Source organism: Pseudomonas sp. P9_2 (assembly GCF_034008255.1).
GTDB classification, from domain to species: domain Bacteria; phylum Pseudomonadota; class Gammaproteobacteria; order Pseudomonadales; family Pseudomonadaceae; genus Aquipseudomonas; species Aquipseudomonas synxantha_A.
This window is the reverse complement of record NZ_CP125376.1, coordinates 390,844-411,897: the sequence shown is the minus strand read 5'-3', so window position 1 is coordinate 411,897 and position 21,054 is coordinate 390,844. Positions and strand designations below refer to the sequence as shown.

14 protein-coding genes are annotated in these 21,054 nt (G+C 59.5%); 8 read left to right on the top strand and 6 right to left on the bottom strand.

Going from position 1 to position 21,054, the window contains the following annotated elements; all coding sequences use genetic code 11:
- Positions 1–8: 8 nt before the first annotated feature.
- The 3 genes from QMK52_RS01750 to QMK52_RS01740 form a co-directional block, all read right to left on the bottom strand.
- On the bottom strand, positions 9–854 hold the full coding sequence (locus QMK52_RS01750; protein WP_005785174.1) for a 2OG-Fe(II) oxygenase: 846 nt from the start codon (positions 852–854) through the stop codon (positions 9–11).
- 177 nt (positions 855–1,031) lie between these two features.
- Positions 1,032–3,449, bottom strand: coding sequence for a glucose/quinate/shikimate family membrane-bound PQQ-dependent dehydrogenase (locus tag QMK52_RS01745; RefSeq protein ID WP_320403756.1), 2,418 nt, complete (start codon positions 3,447–3,449; stop codon positions 1,032–1,034).
- 381 nt (positions 3,450–3,830) lie between these two features.
- Complete coding sequence (locus QMK52_RS01740) at positions 3,831–5,849, bottom strand: TonB-dependent receptor (protein WP_005785178.1); 2,019 nt, start codon at positions 5,847–5,849, stop codon at positions 3,831–3,833.
- A gap of 171 nt (positions 5,850–6,020) precedes the next feature.
- Here QMK52_RS01740 and QMK52_RS01735 point away from each other — a divergent pair, with 171 nt between their 5' ends.
- A complete protein-coding gene (locus tag QMK52_RS01735; protein WP_003188882.1) occupies positions 6,021–6,254 on the top strand; it encodes a VF530 family DNA-binding protein in 234 nt (77 codons plus the stop codon).
- Between the two features lie 4 nt (positions 6,255–6,258).
- Positions 6,259–6,882, top strand: coding sequence for a Pr6Pr family membrane protein (locus tag QMK52_RS01730; RefSeq protein ID WP_005785181.1), 624 nt, complete (start codon positions 6,259–6,261; stop codon positions 6,880–6,882).
- A 1-nt stretch (position 6,883) separates the two neighbouring features.
- Here the strand turns inward: QMK52_RS01730 and QMK52_RS01725 are convergent, their stop codons facing one another.
- Both QMK52_RS01725 and QMK52_RS01720 read right to left on the bottom strand, forming a co-directional pair.
- Positions 6,884–7,651 carry a siderophore-interacting protein gene (locus tag QMK52_RS01725; RefSeq protein WP_320403755.1) on the bottom strand — a complete coding sequence of 256 codons (768 nt, stop codon included), beginning with the start codon at positions 7,649–7,651 and terminating at the stop codon, positions 6,884–6,886.
- Positions 7,648–8,157 (bottom strand): PadR family transcriptional regulator, encoded by a 510-nt coding sequence (locus QMK52_RS01720; protein ID WP_104501815.1) that lies wholly within the window; start codon positions 8,155–8,157, stop codon positions 7,648–7,650. Before QMK52_RS01720 ends, QMK52_RS01725 begins: the two co-directional genes overlap by 4 nt.
- Before the next feature lie 493 nt (positions 8,158–8,650).
- Here QMK52_RS01720 and QMK52_RS01715 point away from each other — a divergent pair, with 493 nt between their 5' ends.
- The 6 genes from QMK52_RS01715 (at position 8,651) to QMK52_RS01690 (ending at position 15,631) form a co-directional block, all read left to right on the top strand.
- Complete coding sequence (locus tag QMK52_RS01715; RefSeq protein WP_005785186.1) at positions 8,651–9,148, top strand: CS1 type fimbrial major subunit; 498 nt, start codon at positions 8,651–8,653, stop codon at positions 9,146–9,148.
- Positions 9,149–9,256: 108 nt separating this feature from the next.
- Positions 9,257–11,779 carry a CS1-pili formation C-terminal domain-containing protein gene (locus tag QMK52_RS01710; RefSeq protein WP_320403754.1) on the top strand — a complete coding sequence of 841 codons (2,523 nt, stop codon included), beginning with the start codon at positions 9,257–9,259 and terminating at the stop codon, positions 11,777–11,779.
- A 47-nt stretch (positions 11,780–11,826) separates the two neighbouring features.
- The gene (locus QMK52_RS01705; protein WP_242462647.1) at positions 11,827–13,053 is read left to right on the top strand and encodes a hypothetical protein; all 1,227 of its coding nucleotides are present in this window, start codon (positions 11,827–11,829) and stop codon (positions 13,051–13,053) included.
- A 59-nt stretch (positions 13,054–13,112) separates the two neighbouring features.
- Positions 13,113–13,871 (top strand): molecular chaperone, encoded by a 759-nt coding sequence (locus tag QMK52_RS01700; RefSeq protein WP_194440176.1) that lies wholly within the window; start codon positions 13,113–13,115, stop codon positions 13,869–13,871.
- A gap of 5 nt (positions 13,872–13,876) precedes the next feature.
- Positions 13,877–14,359, top strand: coding sequence for a CS1 type fimbrial major subunit (locus QMK52_RS01695; RefSeq protein ID WP_065951769.1), 483 nt, complete (start codon positions 13,877–13,879; stop codon positions 14,357–14,359).
- A gap of 36 nt (positions 14,360–14,395) precedes the next feature.
- Positions 14,396–15,631: a hypothetical protein gene (locus QMK52_RS01690; RefSeq protein ID WP_194440658.1), complete on the top strand. Its 1,236-nt coding sequence runs from the start codon at positions 14,396–14,398 to the stop codon at positions 15,629–15,631.
- Positions 15,632–15,730: 99 nt separating this feature from the next.
- On the opposite strand, the gene QMK52_RS01685 is transcribed toward QMK52_RS01690, so the two are convergent.
- The gene (locus QMK52_RS01685) at positions 15,731–20,911 is read right to left on the bottom strand and encodes a dermonecrotic toxin domain-containing protein (RefSeq protein ID WP_320403753.1); all 5,181 of its coding nucleotides are present in this window, start codon (positions 20,909–20,911) and stop codon (positions 15,731–15,733) included.
- Between the last annotated feature and the right edge of the window lie 143 nt (positions 20,912–21,054).

Genomic DNA, 21,054 nt, shown 5'->3' with positions numbered 1-21,054 from the left:
TAAAAGGGTTAGCACCAGAAGTAAAACGGTTCGCCAGGAACGTAGCCGATAAACGATTGCATGCTGATGCGTGTGCCCGAATCGAATCCGCAAATGGCGTGGGGGCGGCGTGTGTTGATGATCACCAGTTCGTTTTTGCGTGGCTGAATGCGCAACGGCTTTTGCAAGCGCTGCTCGGGCAGTTGGGCGCCTTCGAAATGCTTGACCTCGTCATAGGCAAACGCTGGGGTATCCCAAATGACTAACTCTCCTCCCGAAGGTGGTGTCTGAAGGTAGATATTGGCGCTGAACTGATGTTCCAGATCAGCGATCAAGCGGGGCAGGCAATCCACGTGAGGAACGGTTTCAGAGAGGTGCGCCGTCTCGGGAAACATGGCGCGGATGATCCCGCAGAACATCGGCTGGCCCTGGAATGCAGCGGCTTGTGCGCCTTGCGGCCAAATGCTCTGGAACTGCTCCATCAAGTCTTGAATGGGCGGCTGTTGCGGGGCGCAAATGCGGTCGATCAGGCTGCGCATATGGGCAGCGTCAGCGTAATACTTGCGTTGGGCATCACTGCCCGCAACCTTGCCATAGGTGGAATTGAACGGCGTGCCCCAGCGATGCACGCCATAGAAGTGCTGTACGACGTGCCCGCCCTCGTAGGTTTCGTGGCTGTATTGCTCCAGCGTGGCGGTTTCGCTGATGCTCTGAATCAACCGTGCACTGGTTTTTTCGTTGGCGAAGTCGGGCACTCGAATGGCAAGCACTTGCCCGCTGATCAGCTTTCTTAAACTTGGACTGTCGAGTTGTTCCAGTTCCAGGATTTTTGTCGAGATACACAGGTTTGGTTGTACAGCGCTATGGTCCGTCATAGTGAAAAGCTCCATTTGAATTTCATCCGTGCACCCAGATGTTACGCAGGGCTTGTGCACTAAATTACTGACAACGGGCAGCGGGCAAGTAGGATTTCTCTTTGCGTGGTGGTTATCAGGGACGAAAAAAAAGCGGCTACCCATCAGGTAGCCGCCTTCATTGACCGCCGATGCTGCTTAATCCGGCAGTTTGAACGCCATCACATAGTCACCCTGCTTGGTGCCCAGCGAGCCGTGACCGCCAGCCATGACCAGCACGTATTGCTTGCCGTCCTTGCCGGTGTAGGTCATCGGGGTGGTTTGCGCGCCTGCTGGCAGGCGGCCTTCCCACAGTTGCTTGCCGTTCTTCACGTCATAGGCACGCAGGTACTGGTCCAGGGTGCCGCTGAGGAACGCGACGCCACCGGCGGTGGTGAACGTACCGCCCAGGCTAGGCACGCCCATGGTCAGCGGGATCGGGACCGGCGAGCTGTCACGCACGGTGCCGTTCTTGTGCATCCAGATGGTCTGGTGGTTGGTCAGGTCGACCGCTGCCACGTAGCCCCACGCTGGCGCCTGGCACGGCAGGCCCATCGGCGACAGCAGTGCTTCAAGGATCACACCGTACGGCGCGCCTTTGTTCGGCTGTACGCCTTCGGTTTCGCTGACGCGTGGGCCTTGCTTGGCGATGTCGGCTGCCGGGATCAGTTTCGATTTGAACGCCATGTAGCTTGGGTTCACGAACGCGATCTGACGCACCGGGTCAACCGAGATGCCGCCCCAGTCGAACACGCCGAAGTTGCCTGGGTACACGATCGAGCCTTGCAGCGATGGCGGGGTGAACGGGCCGTCGTAGCGCATCGACTTGAAGTCGATCCGGCAGATCAGTTGGTCGAACGGCGTCACGCCCCACATGTCACGCTCCTTGAGGGGCGGCGGCATGAAGTTCAGGTCGGACTTGGGTTGGGTCGGGGAGGTGCGATCGCCGGCCACTGCGCCTTGCGGTACAGGGATTTCGTTGATCGGAACCACTGGCTGACCGTTGCTGCGATCCAGCACGTAGATGCTGCCTTGCTTGGTCGATGCCATCACCGCTTGCTTGACGCCGTCAGCAGTCTTGATGTCGATCAGCGAAGGCTGGCCGCCCACGTCCATGTCCCACAGGTCATGGTGGGTGAACTGGAAGGTCCACTTCACGTGGCCGGTGTCGATGTCCAGAGCGGTCAGGCCAGCTGCGTATTTCTCGGAATCATCGGTACGGTCGCCGCCGTACTGGTCGGGCATCTGGTTGCCCATCGGCAGGTACAACATGCCGAGTTTTTCATCCACGGCGAACATGGACCACATGTTCGGCGAGTTGCGGGTGTAGGTCTTGCCCTCGGCCAACGGGGTGGTGTCGTCCGGGTTGCCGCTGTCCCAGTTCCACACCAGCTTGCCGGTGTGCACGTCGAACGCGCGGATCACACCGCTAGGCTCGTCGATGGAAACGTTATCGGTCACATGGCCGCCGATCACCACCAGGTTCTTGGTCACGGCCGGTGGCGAAGTGGAGTAGTAGCCGCCTGGGGCGAAGCTGCCGATGTTGGCACGCAGGTCGACCTGGCCTTTGTCACCGAAGTCTTCGCACATCTTGCCGGTGTCGGCGTTCAGGGCGATCAGACGGGTGTCAGCAGTCGGCACGAAGATGCGTTTCGGGCAGGCAGTCGGTGCTGCAGCCGGGCTAGCGCTGCCAGTCGGGCTCTGTTCGGAAGCGTAGGCGGCGTCATCGTGATACGACACGCCACGGCAGGTCATGTGCGCCCAACCCTTGAAGTTCTCGGCGCCCTGGCTGCTGATCTTCGGATCGAAGCGCCAGATTTCCTTGCCGGTGTCCGGGTCCAGCGCGATCACCTGGCTGTGCGGCGTGCACACGTAGAGCATGCCGTTGACTTTCAGCGGGGTGTTTTCCGCGGTGGTTTCACCCGGATCGTTCGGCCCCGGGATATCGCCGGTGCGATAGGTCCACGCTGGCACCAGTTTGTGGGCGTTTTCCGGGGTGATCTGCGCCAGTGGCGAGTAACGGTCACCGAAGGCCGAACGGCCATAGGAGTTCCAGTCGCCATCGGCTTGGGAGGGTGCGGCGCTGGCCATGCCGGGTACCGCGTCGCGGTCCAGTTGGCCGGTCTTGACCATTTCACCTGGGTTGGTGAACTGGCTGGCCAGGGCGGTTGCGCCCGCCAGCACCAAGGCCACGCTCAGCGCGCCAGTGCCCAGCGGCGCGGCTTGGCCACGCAGCAATGGCCGGCGAAACCACGGCAGCAGCATGACGATGCCCAGGGCGAACAGCAGGGCCAGGCGCGGCACCAACTGCCACCAGTCCAGGCCCACTTCCCACAGGGCCCACACGGTGCTGGCGAACAACACCAGTGCATACAGGCCCAGCGCAGCGCGGCGGGTAGCCAGCAGCAACACGCCGGTCAGGGCAATGCCGATACCGGCCAGCAGGTAGTACAGCGACCCGCCGAGCATACTCAGCTTGACGCCGCCGGCCAGCAAGGCCAGCCCCATGATCAGCAGCAAGACCCCCAGCAGCCTGGGCAACAGGCGGCTTGGGCTTGAGGCACCATCAGTGCTCATAGTGTGTTTCTCCGTTACGTTGGAATTATGTAACCCCGTGCTTCACTCACTGTAGATGACGATTCGGCTCGGGCTTGGTTCATCGTTATTTTTGGTTTTTTCTGTGGATAACTCGGTTATCCACAAGCGGGCAATAAACCCCCCGGCGCTGGTCGATTCAAGACAGCGCTGTCTTTGTGCAGGAAGAGATTCGGCAAATGGGGCGACCGGGAGGTGAAGCGTTTCAGATTGTTGCGAAGGATAATGCGGCGGGGCGTTTTGAGAAAGGGTGAATCGCAAGATGCATCATTTCAGTTTTGGTAACAGTGACAGATAGTCGCTGGCTAATCTAATAATGTGGGAGGGGGCTTGTTCCCTCCCACAAAGGGTTTTCGGTGTTGGTCAGAAGGTGGTGCGGATGCCGAATTGCACACTGCGTCCCGGTGCTGGTGCGATGTCGCGCAGGATCGAGCTGGCGTAGCGCACGGTCTGGTTGGTCAGGTTTTCACCGTTGACGAACGCCAGCCACTGGCTGCCACCGACGTTGAAGCGATAGCCCGCGCTTGCTCCCAAAGTGGTGTAGCCATCGGTGCCGCTCTCGTTATCCGGCACGCGCCCTTGGCCCGCGGCATGTTCCACATCGATACGTGCCTGCCAGCGATCCAGTTCCCACAGCAAGCCGCTGTTCAAACGCAGGGGCGCAATGCGCGGCAAGGCTTCGCCGCTGTCCAGGTTGGTGGCGCGGGTGTAGTCGCCCGACAGTTCCAGCGCGAACTTGCCGTAGGCGCCTTCGCCGAGCTTCCAGTGATCCTGGGCTTCGAAACCGGCGAAACGCGCACGTACGCCGGAGTAGCCGTACTCGGGAATACCGCCAGCATCCTCTTCACCCTCGTCGTTCAACGTGCGGCCAGTGCCGAGCAAGCCGATGTAGTTGGAGAAGCGGCTGTAGAACACGCCAAAGCTGCCCTTATGGGTGCCATTGTCAAAACGCAGGGCCAGGTCGCTGGACACGGCTTTTTCTTTCGACAGGTTGGCGTCGCCCAATTCATAGGTGCCGGTGGCGACGTGGGCACCGTTGGCATACAGCTCGTAGAAGGTCGGGGCGCGCTCGGTGTAGCCCAGCGTCGCGGCCACCGACCAGATGGGCGTAAGCGTGTAGACCGCACCCGACGACAGGCTGCCAGCGGTGAAGTCGCTGGATTTATCCGCAGTGGCAAAGCGCGCATTGCCCTTGCCATCCGGGTCGACGTTGGTGTGCTCAAGGCGCGCACCCAGGCTGAGTTTCAAGCGCTCGGTGGCTTGCATCTCTTCCAGGATAAACAGGGCGCCAGCGTTGGTATCGGTCTGCGGTACGAACGCTTCCTCACCCAGGGCCGAAAATTCATTGCGGGTCACTTGGGCGCCGACCACGCCGTCGAACGGCCCGATGGGCTGGTGACGCGCCTCCACTCGGGCTTCATAGCCTTTGTTCTTGAAGGTGGTGCCGGTTTCGCCGCCTTCGATTTCGCGGTGCTGATACTCGGTGTAGCCCGCGTCGATCTTCACCGAGGTAAACGGGCCCTGCAGGTTGCGGATTTCGGAGGCAAAGGCGTAATGATCCTGCTTCATGCGGATGCGTACATCCTGCTCGGCGGGGGAGCCATAATTGCTGTCGTAGTTGCTGTAGGACAGGCCCGCGTAACCATCATCCCAGGTGTAGGAACCACCCACCGCACCGCCGTCCTGACGCCCGTTGCTGTTACCCAGGCGGCCGTTTTTGCCGGGGCCGTTTTCGCTCTCCGGCGCGTGGCGGCTGCGCGCATAACCAGGGATTTTCAGGTCGTTGAATTCCCGCGCATTGGCGTCCAGGTGCAAGGCGAATGTGCCATTGCCGGCCTCCAGCTTGCCCGCGCTGCTGCGGGTGGTGTCGGCGCCGCCGTAGCGCAGTTCCCCCGCACCGTGGATGCCTTCGATGGCCTCGGTGGGGATGCGGTTGTCGAAGGTGTTGACCACGCCACCGATGGCACTGCCGCCGTACAGCAGTGCTGCGGGGCCGCGCACGATTTCGATACGGTCGACATTGATCGGGTCCAGCGGCACCGCGTGGTCATAGGACAGCGACGACGCATCCAGCGCCCCCACGCCGTTGCGCAGGATGCGAATCCGGTCGCCATCCTGGCCGCGAATGATCGGGCGGCTGGCGCCTGGGCCGAAATACGACGATGACACCCCGGGCTGCTTGTTCAGGGTTTCGCCGAGGCTGCCTTTTTGTTGCAGGGTCAGCTCATCACCTTCCAGCACAGTGGTGGGCGAGGCCAGTTGTTCGCTACCCAGCGGGTTGCCAGTGACGACTTGGGGGGGCAGTTCCAGGGCATAGGCTTGTGAGCTGATCAACAAGGCGGCGGCGAGAGGGGACAAGCGCCAGAGAGAAGGCAGGGACATCGGATATTCCTAGGCAAAACGTCTGATAGATATAGTTACAATATAACATCTCTTTTTTCGTCAGGAAGGGGAACTTTTCCTGGCGGGCTATATTCAATGCGATGCTTCCACCTGCACGCCTCGTCGGCTAAGGTGCGCGGCTGTGTTTCCTCTTTTTGCAAAAGGCCTGGCATGACCGCGACAAGCAACGACCCGCTCCACGGCGTGACCCTGCAACACGTGCTCACCACCCTGGTGGAGCATTACGAATGGAGCGGCTTGGCCGAACGTATTGATATCCGCTGCTTCAAGAGCGACCCGAGCATCAAGTCGAGCCTGACCTTCCTGCGCAAGACGCCCTGGGCGCGGGAAAAAGTCGAAGGGTTGTACGTCAAGCTGATGCGCACCAAACGCCCGCTGGACTGAACCCATGAAGCGTTTTGTCGCGACGGCGGCGCTTGCCGGCTGGGTGGGGTTGACGATCCAGCAGTACCTGATCCTTTATTCACGCTGGTCCATTGAAGCCAGCCTGCTGGGTGGGCTGGTGAGTTTTTTCAGTTTCTTCACCGTGTTGACCAACACCCTGGTGGTGGTGGTGTTGAGCTACGCCTGGGTCAACCGGGAGTCAGCCGGCAAACGGTTTTTCCTGGCGCCTCACATCAGCAGTGGAGTCGCCGTGAGCATTGTGGTGGTAAGCCTGGCCTACAACCTGCTGCTGCGGCATTTGTGGAGCCCTGAAGGCTTTCAATTTATCGCCGATGAATTGCTGCACGACGTGATGCCGTTGCTGTTTCTGATTTATTGGTGGCGCTGTGTGCCCAAGGGTTTTTTGCGCCTCAAGCACATCGGCGCCTGGGTGATTTACCCATTGATGTACTTCGCGTATGTGCTGATGCGTGGGCATTTGCTTGGGCAGTATCAGTACCCGTTCATCGATGTGGACCGCCTCGGTTATCCACAAGTGTTTGTGAATGCCGGGGGGATTCTGGCGGGGTTTGTGGCGATAGCGTTGGTGATGGTGGGGCTGGATAAATTCATCAAGCCCCGGCCCTGACTCACTCTTGCGAGCTACCGTCGGCGCGCCAGTAACCCACGGCCTTGAGGTATTCTTCATTGACTTTGTGGGTGTCCAGCAACACCCGCCGTACCTGGCGCGACAACCTGGTTTCGGTCGCCACGAAGCTGTACAGCGTGCCGTCGGGCAGCGTCAGGTTTTGCACCACCTCAAGCAGGTCATCGTGGCCACGCAGCACCCAGATCACCTCCACATCGGCCGCACTTTGCAGCGTCTGTTGCTCCGCCGCATTGGCGATTTCAATCACTGCAATCACCTTGCGCCCAGCGGGCAACTCCTCCAGACGCCGCGCAATGGCGGGCAGGGCGGTTTCATCGCCGATCAGCAGGTAGCTGTCGAAAATGTCCGGCACGATCATCGAGCCCCGTGGCCCACCGATATACAGGTGCTGCCCGACCTGCGCCTGCTCGGCCCAGGTGGACGCAGGGCCATCGCCATGCAGCACGAAGTCGATATCCAGCTCGCCGATTTCCAGGTCGTAGCGCCGTGGCGTGTAGTCGCGCATGGCCGGTTGCGGGCCGTCGCCCTTGATGGCGAACGTCGGGCTTTCAAGCGCTGCTTGCTCGGCGGCGTTCTGCGGGAACAGCAGCTTGATGTGATCGTCGCTGCCCAGGCTGATAAAGCCCTCCAGTTCAGGCCCGCCCAGTGTGATGCGACGCATGCGCGGGGTGATGTCCACCACCCGCAGAACTTCCAGGCGGCGGCGTTTGATTTCGTGGGTCACGCGATGAATGGCTTGTGTGTTCATTGGTCTGTCCCGTCGGCAATGGCTTGAGCGGTGCGATTGAGCAGCGCCGCGACACGAATGATTTCTTCCGGGCTCCAGTGCCCGTTGTGCGAATGCAAGGCGTGGCGCAGGTTGTGCACCGCCTCATGGATCTGGGGTGGGCGGTCGTGGCCACGCAGCGAGCGCTTGCTGACATCCAGGCGCATGCGCACACCCTCCAGGGCAACGGCTTGTTCGCTTAAGAAGAGACGACCGGCGTCGGTGATTGTGTAGCGTTTTTTTCCGCCATCGGCGTCGCCGCTGATCAGCTCGCTCTCTTCAAGAAAGGTCAGGGTGGGGTAGATCACGCCGGGACTGGGGCTGTAGGCGCCGTCGAACAGGCTTTCGATGCGGCGGATCAGGTCGTAGCCATGGCAAGGTTGCTCGGCGATCAATGACAACAGCAGCAGCTTCAGGTCGCCGGGGGCGAATACCCGTGGGCCGCGGCCGCCGCGTTTTTCAAATTCGCCGCGATGCTCGTGTTTCATGCGCAAGTCCTCTGAACAAGTTTAGATATAACTTAAGATATATCTTTGTGCGGAGGATAGCCCTTGGCGACCAACGGTCAATGGGGTAGCCGCGGGTTTCGGTCATAAATGAAACAAGTCCGATTGGATCTTTTTTATTTATAGAGCTATAACTTTAATTAGAGTCATGACTCGAATTCTTATCTAACCCGTGGTTGTGCAGGCGCTTTTGAGTTAGTGTGGTCTGCGTCTTACAGTAACTTCTTTATCGTGTTTTTAAGTGTGTAGTCTGTTTCCTACGGATACTTTTAAAGTTTTGGCGAAATGCCATCTTTTTCGCTCAACCGCTGTTTACAAGGGCTACGCTAATTTTAGAATGCGCCTGCATACCTGCCTCTAGTTTCGATTGATCATTGTTTGGCATTGCTTGTTCCAACTAATCGGCAATGTAATTCGTTGTTAGGGATCTCCTTCGCAATGAACCAACCAATGTTGTCAACTACAGGTATTGACCATGTTCAAGAAGTTTGCTGTTGCTGTTCCCCTGGCTGTTCTGGCGCTGTCTTCCTCGGTAACCGCTATCGCTGCCGGTGAAGCCAGCCACACCGTCAACCTCAAGGCAAACATCCCGACCACCGTGTTCCACGCCCAGCCGCGTGATCCGAACTGGGGCCGTGACGAGACCATGACCTACAACCTGGTCAGCGGTGAATTGGCGCCCCTGAGCGCCATCTACGACATCAAGAACACCAACGGTTCGGTTGCCGCCTACATCGAAGGTGGCCCGGCGGTGCTGTTCAACGGTGATGCCGCGCAGAACATCCCGCTTACCACCACCCTCAATCGTGTGGCCCTGTCCGGCACCCCGCAGGAAGTGCTCAACGAAGCCGACTCCACTCCAGGTGCGGGTGTTGAACTGAACATCTCCGCTGCCAGGCCTACGGCGACTCAGCGTGGTTCCTACACTGCCGTGATACCGCTGGTATTCGACGCCGTACTGCCAGCCCTGTGATGCCAATGAGTGCCTGTTAATCACGGGCATTCACTTGCAGGTCGGCTGATTCCCTTCTCTGTCCGCCGACCTGATTTTTTTATCTCTTGGCATTCAGGGTATCCGTTCATGTTTCCGATGACGCCTATCGCGGCTGCGCTTGCGCTGTTGATGTGTACGAGTGCGCTGGCTGCACCCGCTGCCTCCGGCGCTGCAACCCCTGGCAGCTTGATTACCCAGGCCCAAGGCCTGCCCGCAGGTTTCAGTGATCACTTTTTCGACGTGCCGTTGGCGGTGCGTCTGGACCTTGACCAGCAACCGCTGGGCGAGGCTCTGATTGTGCTGTCGCGGGATGATCGCGTGACCTTGCTCGAATTCACCGACACCGGCGACAGCAAAGTACCGGCCGCTACCCGTGATACCTGGCAAGCCCTGTTGGAAAAAGGCGTGGCCCTGGGCGCCTGCACCCAGGCCTGCCCGGAAAAAATGATCTCGGCGTTCTACAACCTGGAAAACTCCCAGTTGGCGATCCTGACCCAGGACGTCGAACGCAGCGACGACATTCCGCGTTTCTATGACCAGCCCGAAGGCGGCAGCCTGGGGCTGATCATTAACAACCAGCTCAACCTCAACGGCAGCCAGGAAGACAGCCTGGGCGGTCGCTATGGCTTGCAAGCCAGTTCCAGCGTGGGTAACTGGAGCCAGGTATTCAACCTGCAACTGGCGCGTCAGAGTGGCGACAACGAACCCATGCGCCACGCGATTCACGAGCTGTACACCCAGCGCGAACTCGAAAGGCAATTTTTCCGCCTGGGTCACTTCACCCCCAATTCCGACGGCCTGACCCGTCAATTGCGCAGCTTCGGCGCCAGCCCCGATACGGCGTTGGGTCTGATGTACGGCAGCTCCGACAGCCTGGCCATCAACAATTCCAAGCCCAGCGTGTATCCGATCTACGTTACCGCCAACCGCCAGGCGGCGGTGGAGATCTACCGCAACGGCTTGCTGATCAATACCCAGGCGGTCGCGGCAGGCCTGCAAACCCTCGATACACGGCCACTGCCCGGCGGCATCTATGAAGTGGAAGTGCGCCTGGTGGAAGACGGCCTCACCACCAGCACCACCCAGGAGCTGGTGTACAAGCCCAGCAACTGGCGCAACGCCGAAGACCGCTGGCGCTACAACCTGTTCGCCGGGCGCGAGACCAAACTCTTCAGCAACTGGGATGAGCAAGCCTCGGGCGCGATGACGGCCGGTGCGTCGCTCAACTATCTGGTACACCCGCGCGTGATCCTTGGCCTGTCGGCCCGCCAGGTGCGCGAGCAACTCCAGTACGGCGGTTCGATGGACTGGACGGTGGCCAACAACACCAGCGTCTATGCCAACCTGTACCAGACTCAGGACCACGGCACCGGCATGGACCTGCAAGGGCTCTACACCTTCGGCGCGACCAACCTGGTGTTCAGCCACAACCGCAGCTGGCTCGACACCCGCGACACCTACGAAACCCTGCCCGACGGCACACGTCTGCGGCGTAATACCTTTGTCGGCGAGGCCAGCAACACCGCGTTGTCGGTCAACCACCGGCTCGACGCGAAAAACACCCTGAACATGCGCCTGTCCCACAGTGAGGGCAATATCGAGGGCGCGGGATTGGACCTGGGCTGGAGCCGCCACGACAACCTGTTCGGCAGCGATGCCAACTGGCGCTTCTCGGTGTTCGATCGGCCCGGTAGCGCTGGCACCAACGATGCGCGCAATCGCGGTGTGGACGTGAGTGTCAGCATGAACCTGGGCCGCGATGGCCGGCAGATTTCCGGCAGCATCGGCACCCGTACCGCCCGTGATGGCGGGCGCGACAATAACGCTTCGGTGACCCTGCGCCAGGACCTCACCGACCACGTGCTGCAAAGCATCTCGGCGACCGCGATCACCGATACCTACGGCGTCGGCCTATCAGGCATGACCAGCTTCAGTACGGACGTGGTCAGCGGTGACGGCTTTATCCAGCGCAGCTCCTTCAATGGTGATTTGAGCGGTGGCCTGAACCTCAACAGCACCTTTGTTGCCGGTGCCGGGAAAATGCTCCTGAGCAGCCAGTACCAGGGCAACGGTGCCGGGATGATCATCGACGTGGAAACCGACCTCGACGACATCGCCCTGCGCGCCGACGACCTCGGCGGTGGCGGCGCCATCTTGCGTCCGGGGCGCAATTACGTACCGGTCTCGGCCTACAAGAGCAGCAGTGTGAGCTTCGACTTTGAAGGCAATCATCCGCCCGCCGCCAATATCCAGCCGACCCGCGCCAGCTATCACCTGAACAAAGGCGGCGTGGACTACCGGAAAATCACCGTGATGAAAACCGTCACCGTGCTCGGCCGCTTGTTGGATGAACGCGGTGCACCGCTCAAGGGCCATCACGTGATCAACCATGCCAGCCGTGGGGTCAGCGAAGTGGACGGGTTCTTCTCGATGGAAATGAGTTCCAGCGCACCCACCTTGCAAGTGCGCTACCAAAACCAGTTGCTTTGCCAGTTTCGCTTGGACCCCAGCAATGCGCCGAACGAAAACGACGTGTTGATGATTGGCGACTTGCGTTGCACCCCGGATACGTTGGCCGAGGTCGGTCGTGCGTCCGAGGCGGCCGGATGAACTTCCTAACCAGAACGATGTGTGTTCAGAGGCATGAGTTGACCAGGATGAGCAATCCAATCAAGAACCTGACTTGGCGAGCAGTGTCAGTGGCCGCAGCATTGTGTGCGTTTACGCCGTTGTCCTTGGCTGCCACGCAAGACATTACCGCTGAGTTCCGCCCTGACCCCGGTAACCCGATGGTAAACAAGTTCACCAACACCACCCCACAAAGCGGGGTATGCCCAGGGCATATGCCGGCAAGGTGCGAGGCGTTGGGGATTTTCAGTATTCGAACCTGGGATATCAACTTTGTCGCCAGCGGTCCGATAGAGGCCAACCATGCAAACCCGCGTCAAGGTTTGATGTTCAAGGTCCCCTCCGAGTGGCGAAGTTTTGAGGTGGTTTCATCCAAGGGCGACCGAAAAACAGTGGAAATGCGTATTTCCGGGGTTGGCAGCCGCTTCAATACGACTAATCCGCCGGGCGTTCAGGCCTGGAGTTCGTTACCCGCCAACTGGACGCAAGCACCGGCTCCGTGCCAGTACACCGGCATGTGGGCAGCTGCCCCCACGTTAAGGCTGTGGTTCTGGCTCGTACCGGAAGGCGCCGGTGCTTGTAATCTGGTGACGCCGTTTGATGTGCCCACCTCCAGTTTCAGCATGCTTGAGTACACGTACGAATTGCGTACGCCTAATCCTTTGGATATGGAAGCGGGGGATTACAGAGGGTCGATTACTTACCGTGTCGGGCCGTATCAGGATTTCGATTTTGGTGACTTGTACCTTCCAAACGATGATGTGTTGACCTTCAACTTCGATCTTCGGGTAGAGCACAACCTTAAGGTGGACCTGCCACCGGGGGGCAACCGCGTGGAGCTATTGCCCGAGGGCGGCTGGCAGGCTTGGCTCAACCGCGGGCGCCAACCATCGCGCCTGTTCCGCGACCAGACCTTCGTCATTTCCGCCAGTACCCGCTTCAAGATGCAACTCGAATGCGGCCTGACCATCGGCAACACCTGCGGCCTGCGCAATAGCGCGGGGGACGAAGTGCCGCTGCAGGTCGGTGTGACCTTGCCTTTTGGCTTGCAAGACCAGTACGGCCAGGCCGTGAGCAAGTTGCCTTTGCGTCTTGACGGCACTGGCACCGAGCTGTTCCAGCCTGGCCATTACGTCAATAACCGTCCCGCAAGCCTGCACTTTGCCGTGGAGCGAGACGACGTGAAAGAGATGCTCAAGCAACCCGGCAGCACCTACACCGGCGTGGTCACGGTGATCTGGGATTCAGAAGTCTGAGTGGGCATTGGCCGCATATCAGCCGTTGGCTGGGTTCAATCTATAAGGCGTAATCAAACATGAAACATGCAGTGTTAGCGGTGGGGCTGTTCCTGATGTCGTTGGGCGTTTATGCGGGGCCGGCGATCAACGTTGGGGTGGTCTATGACTATCTGGACGGCGACCGCAGCTCTTACCTCAAGCGGGTCTACAACGGCGGCACCAGTACCGCATTTATCAAAGTCAATGTGCTGGAGATCGTCTACAACGCCGACGGCACGTCCCGGGAAGTGCCCGTCGCATCGATGACCGACGCCAAAGGCAGCACCACCAATCGCGACGGCCTGATGGCCAGCCCGGCGCGCCTGATCGTACCGGCCGGTGGGCGTCAGGGCACACGGTTGCTGTACATGGGCGAACGCGACACCGAGCGTTACTTTCGTGTGCGCTTCATCCCGGTGGTACCGGAAAAGGAAGATGACTTTGCCGTGACCGATCAAGAGCGTGCCGAGTACAAAGACGCGCTGGCGGCCGGGGTCAATGTCATGGCGGGCTACGGCACGGTGTTTTTCGTCAGGCCCAAGGACACCCGTTTCGATACGCAAATCAGCGAGACCAGCAGCCAGTACACCCTGCGTAATGCGGGCAACAGCGTGGTGGTGCTCGATGAGTTCCGCGATTGTTCGGTGGCGAAAAAGACCGACTGTGAGGCCACCACCAAGCACCACATCCTGCCCGGTCGCCAGTTGGTGCTCGAGAAAAAGCCGGAGCGCCAGTTCAACTTCCAGATGATCGAAGGCCGCAACAAAAAACCGATGTCGATCAGCAGTAACGGGTGATGACTATGTTCAAGCAACTAACGGTACTGGCGGTACTGATGGCGCCTGTGCTGATGGGCGAACGGGCGCTGGCGTTCCAGGAGCGCCACACGTTTGATGTGTCGGTGACCATCCCGATCCATGAGGCTTATGTGCTGCCCTCCGAGCCCGACTGGATGGGGCATGACCAAGTGCTGGCCTGGGACCTGGCGACTGCCCGGCTGGGACGCCTGCGCAAGAACTTCGACGTGAAGAACATCAATGGCGGGGTGGCCGCGCGCCTGGGTGATACGCCTTACCTGTTGAGTGGCCGCAACCGTATCGAACTGCAGGTGTTGTTCAACCGGGTGCCGCTGACGCTGGATTCGACCCTGGTCCTCAGCGCCGACGAGGCACGTGCCGGCCGCCGTGCCGAGCTGGAAATTGCCGCCATCGAACCGGCGGACGGTTACAAGGGCGGCGAGTATTACGGCACGGTGCACCTGTTGTTTGATTTTCCGGCGCCTTGACCGCGTGGCGCTCAAAATTGGTTTACGAGTATGAATATGACGTTGCTGTGTGTGATCAGAAAGCTGCTGGCACCTTGTGGGATAGCGTTGGTACTGGGCAGCATGAGCCTGCCCGCGCAAGCCGTGGTTCAAGACGTCACGGCAATGTTCCGTCCAGACCCGACCAACCCCATGAGCAACAAATTCAAGAACACCACACCCCACAGTGGTGTATGCGCCTGGCATGTACCCGCCAGGTGCGAGGCGTTGAACACGTTCAGTATCCGGCACGAGGGCTTCTCGGCCAATTTGGTCGAGCCCATTCGGGCCTATCATGAAGATCCGCGCAAGGGGGCTTACTTCAAAGTTCCATCTTCCTGGCGCGATGTTCAGGTGACCCACATGGAGACAGGTGAAACTGAAACCGTGCAAATGCGCATCGCGGGTATTGGTACGCGTTGGGACGTACCAGGTGTCAGTGCCTGGGCCACCACTGATAAAGGCTGGAGCTACTATTGGCATAACGGAGCACCTCCATGCCAGGGCGTTAACTACCTGGCGGCGTCAACTACGTTCGCATTGTTCTTCTGGATCGTACCGGAAGGTGCGGGGGCCTGTTCGGTAACTCCAGGGCTGGATATCCCGCGGATGAGTTATCGTCACCTTGAGTATGGTTATGAACTCAGAACTCCCAATCCGCTGGGCATGAGTGCGGGTGAATATCGGGGCACGCTGTCATACAGCATAGGACCAGGGCTCGATTTTGATTTCGGCGATGTAATGGTGGTCGACGACAATATCGTCACCTTCAACTTCATCTTGCAGGTAGAGCATATCCTCACCGTGACCCTCCCGCCCGGCGGCAACCGCGTCGAACTATTGCCCGAAGGCGGCTGGCAGGCCTGGCTCAACCGTGGGCGCCAGCCGTCGCGTCTGTTCCGTGACCAGACCTTCAGTATCTTCGCCAGCGGGCGCTTCAAGATGAACCTCGAATGTGGTCTGGCGATTGGCAATACCTGCGGCTTGCGCAATGGCGCGGGGGATGAAGTGCCGTTGCAGGTGGGGGTCAGCTTGCCGTTTGGTTTGAACGACCAGCATGGCCAGGCGGTGAACAAACTGCCCCTGCGCCTGGACGGCTCGGGCAGCGAACTGTTCCAGGCCCAGCACTACGTAAACAATCGTCCTGGCACCCTGCACTTTGAGATCGAGCGAGACGATGTGAAAGACATGCTTAACCATCCAGGCAGCACTTATACAGGCGTTGTGACCGTCGTCTGGGATTCGGAGGTTTAGGCCTTGCGTCTGGATGAAGTTAAACATCCAGGCCAAGCCCCGGCGAAGTTGCAGTCGCAGCTTCGCTGGGGCGTGAACGGCAGGAATGCTTGCCCGCTATCAAGTCCGGTTTTTACGTGCCCCAGCCCGCTTCAAAGCGGCGCGGGTCAGGTCCCGTAGCCACTGTTTATGACGGTATCCCAGCTCGTTGAGTGTGGTGTCGTATTGCGTGGTGCTCATGAAGGCGCCGGATAACACGCTGGTCTCATCCAACTCCAGCGCTTGAGCCAGGCTGCGCAGTTTTGCGCGTAGGGTTTCTTTATCCGTCGCGGGCAGGTCCTGCGAGCCTGCGTATTGCTGTTGCAGCGCTTGCAGTTCGTCGAGTTGAGCATATTTCAGGTCGAAGGCGGTGTCATTGTTCCATTTGGCGGTTGGGTTGTGCTGCTCGAGGTAACGCTCCCAGCCGTTGTCCAGCAGCATCTGATTCACCAACCCGTCACCTTCTTCAAGCCTGGCGACTGCGTTGGCCACTTTCTCGATCTGTTCGGGTGTCACATCAGCCAGGGTACGATAGGTCATATGGGTCGATAACCACGGTAGGTCCAGTCGGTCTGCCAGTGTGCTGCGATAGGCCAGATGAATGCCGGCCTCATCGACCTCTCCATGCTCGCCGTCGACGACCTGCGACCATAGCCGTTGCCCCTTCCCCCCCTGTTCTTTGGGTTTGAGGCGCTGGGCGATATCTTCACCAATGGCTTTGCCCATATAAGCATCGCGCGCGGCTCCGCGGGCCAATACCACCAGCCTGGCCTCAAGCTCCGCCGGTGATGTGCTGGTCCGATAGGCTTCGCTGGCGAGTACTTCGATGCCCAGTTTCTGAAAGATCAGCGCGCCCGCATCGGGGCACAGTCCAGGGTAGCGGGTATCCTTGAACACGCGTTCGCGCAATTCACTGTCGGCTTCCACTGCTCTGAGCAGGCGCCAGACTCTCTGGCTCAGTTCAGGGTGATTGCTATGGTAGGCCAAGCGGTCCTCCTCGGCTTGAAACGCATCCGGCTCCTCAAGGGACTTGATCACTTCAAACAAGCCCTGGGAGCCCGGCTCTTTTTCAATCTCATCCCAGAGTTGCCGGTGGCGTTCAACCTCTTCAGGCTTGATGTAGGTGAGCCAGGGCGTGCTCTCGCCTTTGGGGGCGTAGAAGCGCAGCGGGTCCAACCCCACGGACTCGCGGTATTCGGCGAGTAAGTCTTGAAAGTCCGAGGTGAGCTTGCTCTGGTCCAGGCGTGTGCGAGCGATAATGTCGGCATCATCCGAGCCTGGCGCCACATGGGGTAACTGGGTAATCGGGTTCTCGCTCAGGTCCAGTTGGACCCCCCGGGCGCGTGATTGGCCCACAAGTCCGGCAGGCCAATCCTTGATGTGTGTGTCGCGCAGGTTCAGCAAGGTCAAGTTTGGCATCTGGCTGATATCCGGCGGTTGCCCCAATGGGTTGCCAGCCATCTCAAGTTGTTTGAGGCGCTTGAGGCGCTTGAGCGTGGCAATGGCCGAGTCATCCAGCACCAGAGCATTTTTTTCCAAGTGCAATCGCCGCAGGCGTTTGAGGTTGCCGAGGGACTCGGGCAGCTTGGTGAGTTGGTTATGGCTCAGGTCCAAGTCACGCAGATGAGGGAAGTTGCTGAGAAAGGCGGCGTGACTGTCTGAAAAAGCGCAACCGCGCAGGTCCACGTCGCTGATGTGGTTCAGCGGCACGCTAAGGGTAGGTAGCTCATCGGGCATGTTGGTGTTGAATAAATCGAGGGCGATCCCGCCACGATGGTCGAAGCTTTCGTCCAGGTGAACCGTCAGGCCGTTGCTCCAGCCTTCGTAGAGGCGTATTGCGACTTCGGATCGACGTTTGCGTACTTCCGGCTCCAACAGTGTCGATTCCCTGTGGGTCGGGCCCTTGATGTAGGCATTGAGCTGCTGGAATAGCTGCTGTTTTTGCGACTCCATCTGCGCCAGTGTCTGCTCGCCTTCGAGCGTCCCCAGCGTGCTGGATAAGCGTCGGACGCCGTCTTCGCTCATGTTGGGGAGGAGCAATTTGATGCGTTCGGCAATCGTTTTTGGCCGCGTGTTATCGCTGTCGGTTCGGCTCATCTTGCAGCATGCGCCGCCGCCCAGCAGCACTTCGGTTTCGGCGGCGGGTTGCATCCGCACGGGCGGTTCGGCCAATGCCAGGCGTCGTTCGGCCGGTGCCTGATTGTGCTTGATCACCCACTGCCTGAACCGCTCACCTTCGCCGACGGCATAGGGTGGGGTGCGTTGCGGAACCTGCGCCAGGGTCCAGAGCACAGACTCGTACAGGTCGGCGGTGTGGTTCAGCGGCCTGGCTGCGGCATCGAACACTTCATAAGCCCCTTGAGCGTTGCGCACCAGGGTGCGCGCCTGGGGAGCATGGCTTTCCCCGACGCTGCAGCGCAGGGGGCCGGTGGGATTGTTGTCACGTATATCGATTTTCAGGTCACTGAATGAGTCGCTGTGTAAACGCAGGGTGTTGAGCAGCAACCGTTCGCTTTGCGCCGACGGTTGCAGGGGAGGGTAAAGCCCTTCGACTGCACGGCAGGCCTTGTTGTCGAAATCCAGTTCTCGAGCCAGGCCCTTGAGGCGCAAGGGCAGGCGCTGTTCATCGGTCATTGCCTTTGATTCTTCAGGCCATGCCTGTTTGAGCAGCGCTTTGGCGCTGCTCAGCGCCAGCTCGGGAAAGGTCTGGCGCAGCAGGGCTACGTGCGGATCGCTGCTGGCCTGGCCCGATTGATAGTGACTGTTGGCAATGTGGCCGCCAAAGCCATCCACGTAATTGGCTAATTTATTGCGCAGCGCCTGGGTCCGTTGGGCCTTGGGTAAGGTTTCGCCCAGCAACGTATTGACCTGCTGTTCTTCGAGAAAGCCCAACACACGCTCAGGCAGTTTGGCCGCCATTACGTCGGCCAGGCTGATGGTCAGGGTATCGCCTGGCAGGGCGGTGGCATCCCCGTATTTGCGCGACTGCCCGCTCAGGTTACTGTTGTGAAACACCTCCAGGGCTTTGCTTGGCGGCCAGCCGGGGAGCTCTGTGACGGCTTGTTCGAACCAGTAGGAATACGGTTCGGGTGTCTGGCCTGTGCGTATCCTGCTGGCCGACTCTTCGGCAAATCGGCCGGCGCGAAAGCGTTCGAGGGTATCGACCAGTAGCGGCGGGGTTGGTTGGTTGCGCATGTACAGGTAGCGTAGATGGTCGGGCTCGCTGCCACTGATGATACGGATCTGTTCGAGCTGCTCGGTCGTGAGCGCCTGGGTGGCGGGGCTGGTACGGCGCATCAGCGTGTCATCGTCCCAACTGCGCGGTTGTTCGCCTTCATGCACCCAGGCACCGTTGCCATTGAAGCGTACTTTCGGTCGGTAGGCTTGCGGTCGGTTGGGGTGCACGATCCGGTGGTAGGGCAGGTGCGGGTCAGGCTTGACCTGATAGTGTTTGCCAGCATGTACCAGCCAGTGTTTTTGAGCATGCTGATACAAGCCTTGTGCGTCAGGCTCGATGCCTTTGGCCAGCCTGATGCTGTGCTGGTAAGGCGCAAGATCCGGGGCCCACAAGCGTTTTTCGCCGCTGGCAAGCTCCACCGGGTGCAGGCTTTCGACGAAGGGCGATAGCCTGAGGGCGAGGGGCTGGCCGATCGCTCCGGCCGCCGCCCATCCCCCCAATTGCACCACCGTCTCCACTACCTCCATGACGTGACCGATGGCTTCCAGCCCTTTGCCCTGCGCCCAGTTAACGATACCTTCGAACACATCGTTGGCCACCTGGTAGGCGGTGTAGGCGAGCATCAACTCGCCCAGGAACGGCACGAACGGGGTGACCACCAGTAGCGCGGCATTGAAGATGTCCGACAGGATCTTGCTCAGGTTGTCCCACCAGGCCCAGCGTGCCATCAGGTCTGCATAGGCGGTGGTGATGGCAATTTCCCGGGTATCGTTGACGATCTTGTTGAGTTTGACCCGGTACAGGTAATGCCACAGCGTATCGGGCTCGGAGCGGCCTGAGGGTGGGCGGTTCTGGTAATCGTCAAAGATGTTTTGCACGCTGAAGTGCAACTGCGGCGTGTCGACCGCAAGGGTTTGCCAACTGGGGCCGCTGTCGGCGCGTGACTTTTGATGCCACTGCACTTTGTACAGGCGGCTTTGCAGTTCAGTGAAAAAATGCCCGCGTTGTTTGTGGTCGATAAATTGACTGAAGAATTGCCGGTAGGTCGCCTTGGTCGGCGTTTGGCCTGTTGCATCGAGGGGCGAGGGGCTGTCGCGCAATTGACGCGTCAACTCGTTCATGAACGCGACCGGCGAGGCGTATTCCTTCAACGGATGCTCGGGGTCCTCGGGGATGTAGGCGATCAAGCGTTCGAGGTGTTTGTCGCGGCCTTGTGGCGCAGCAATCAGCAGGACACCGCTCAACCGGGCAGCCAGCAGGCTCAGGTTGTAGTACTCCACAGGTATGCCACCCAGGGATGGGGTGGGCTTGCCTTCGACGATATCAAAGAGCAAACGCCTCGCATCGGCTTTGATGTGCTGCTGTGAAAAGGCGATGCAGGCGGCATTTTTAAGCGAGGCTTTGTCGCAGGCAATCACGTTGAGCCGTAGGGTCTCGGCCTGAAGCTTGTTGCTGAAGCCCAGGATGCTGGATAACCGTGTTTGGTATTGCCGGCCAATATCGAGCCTGCGGCACAAGGTTTTGAAACCCAGCGCCGTCAAGGGTTGGCCGCTGGTGTTGGAGGTCAGCGCCAGGATGTTCCTCTGGCCGCGAGCGTCGGCGCTGGACAAAAACGCATAGTCGGCAAACTGCTCACGGGCGCAAAAGTTGTGCAGTACCGCATCCAACAACGACACGGTTCGGCTGGTCACACCTTTGTGTACGCCAATGACCCACCAGCTGTTTTTAGCGGGGGCATAAAGACGAATAAAGGTGTTTTTTACATCAATATTGCCGTATTCCCGTAAGGCTTTTTTGAGCAGCGGCTCGGCGAATGCATACACGTCCTTTATGTATTTGAGTTGTTCATCCAAGGCGTTCCTGGCTGCCCAATGTTCGGCCATCGCTTCTCTCGGGACAGGGTCTGGAGGCACGTCCAAAGCCTTTAGGCGGGTATAGACAGAAGGGCTGGCGGCCCGCACTGCGCGAACGCGGGTCAGTGTGGCAGTGCTGAGCCAATCCGGAATTGCACGCTGGATAAAATCAAAATGAATGCCCTGTTTGGCGTGGCTGGCAGCGTGGAGGTAGGGGCGTTCGAGTAGCATGGTTGTGGTGCCTTTGAATGAATAGTCGGATGATCAACTCGATCTACACTAATCACCCCCACGAAAAGGGCAGGCCTACATAACCACTACATCGCCCTTGCCGCTGACGCACGGTCTGTGGTCGGTAGTGCGTGGAGCCACTA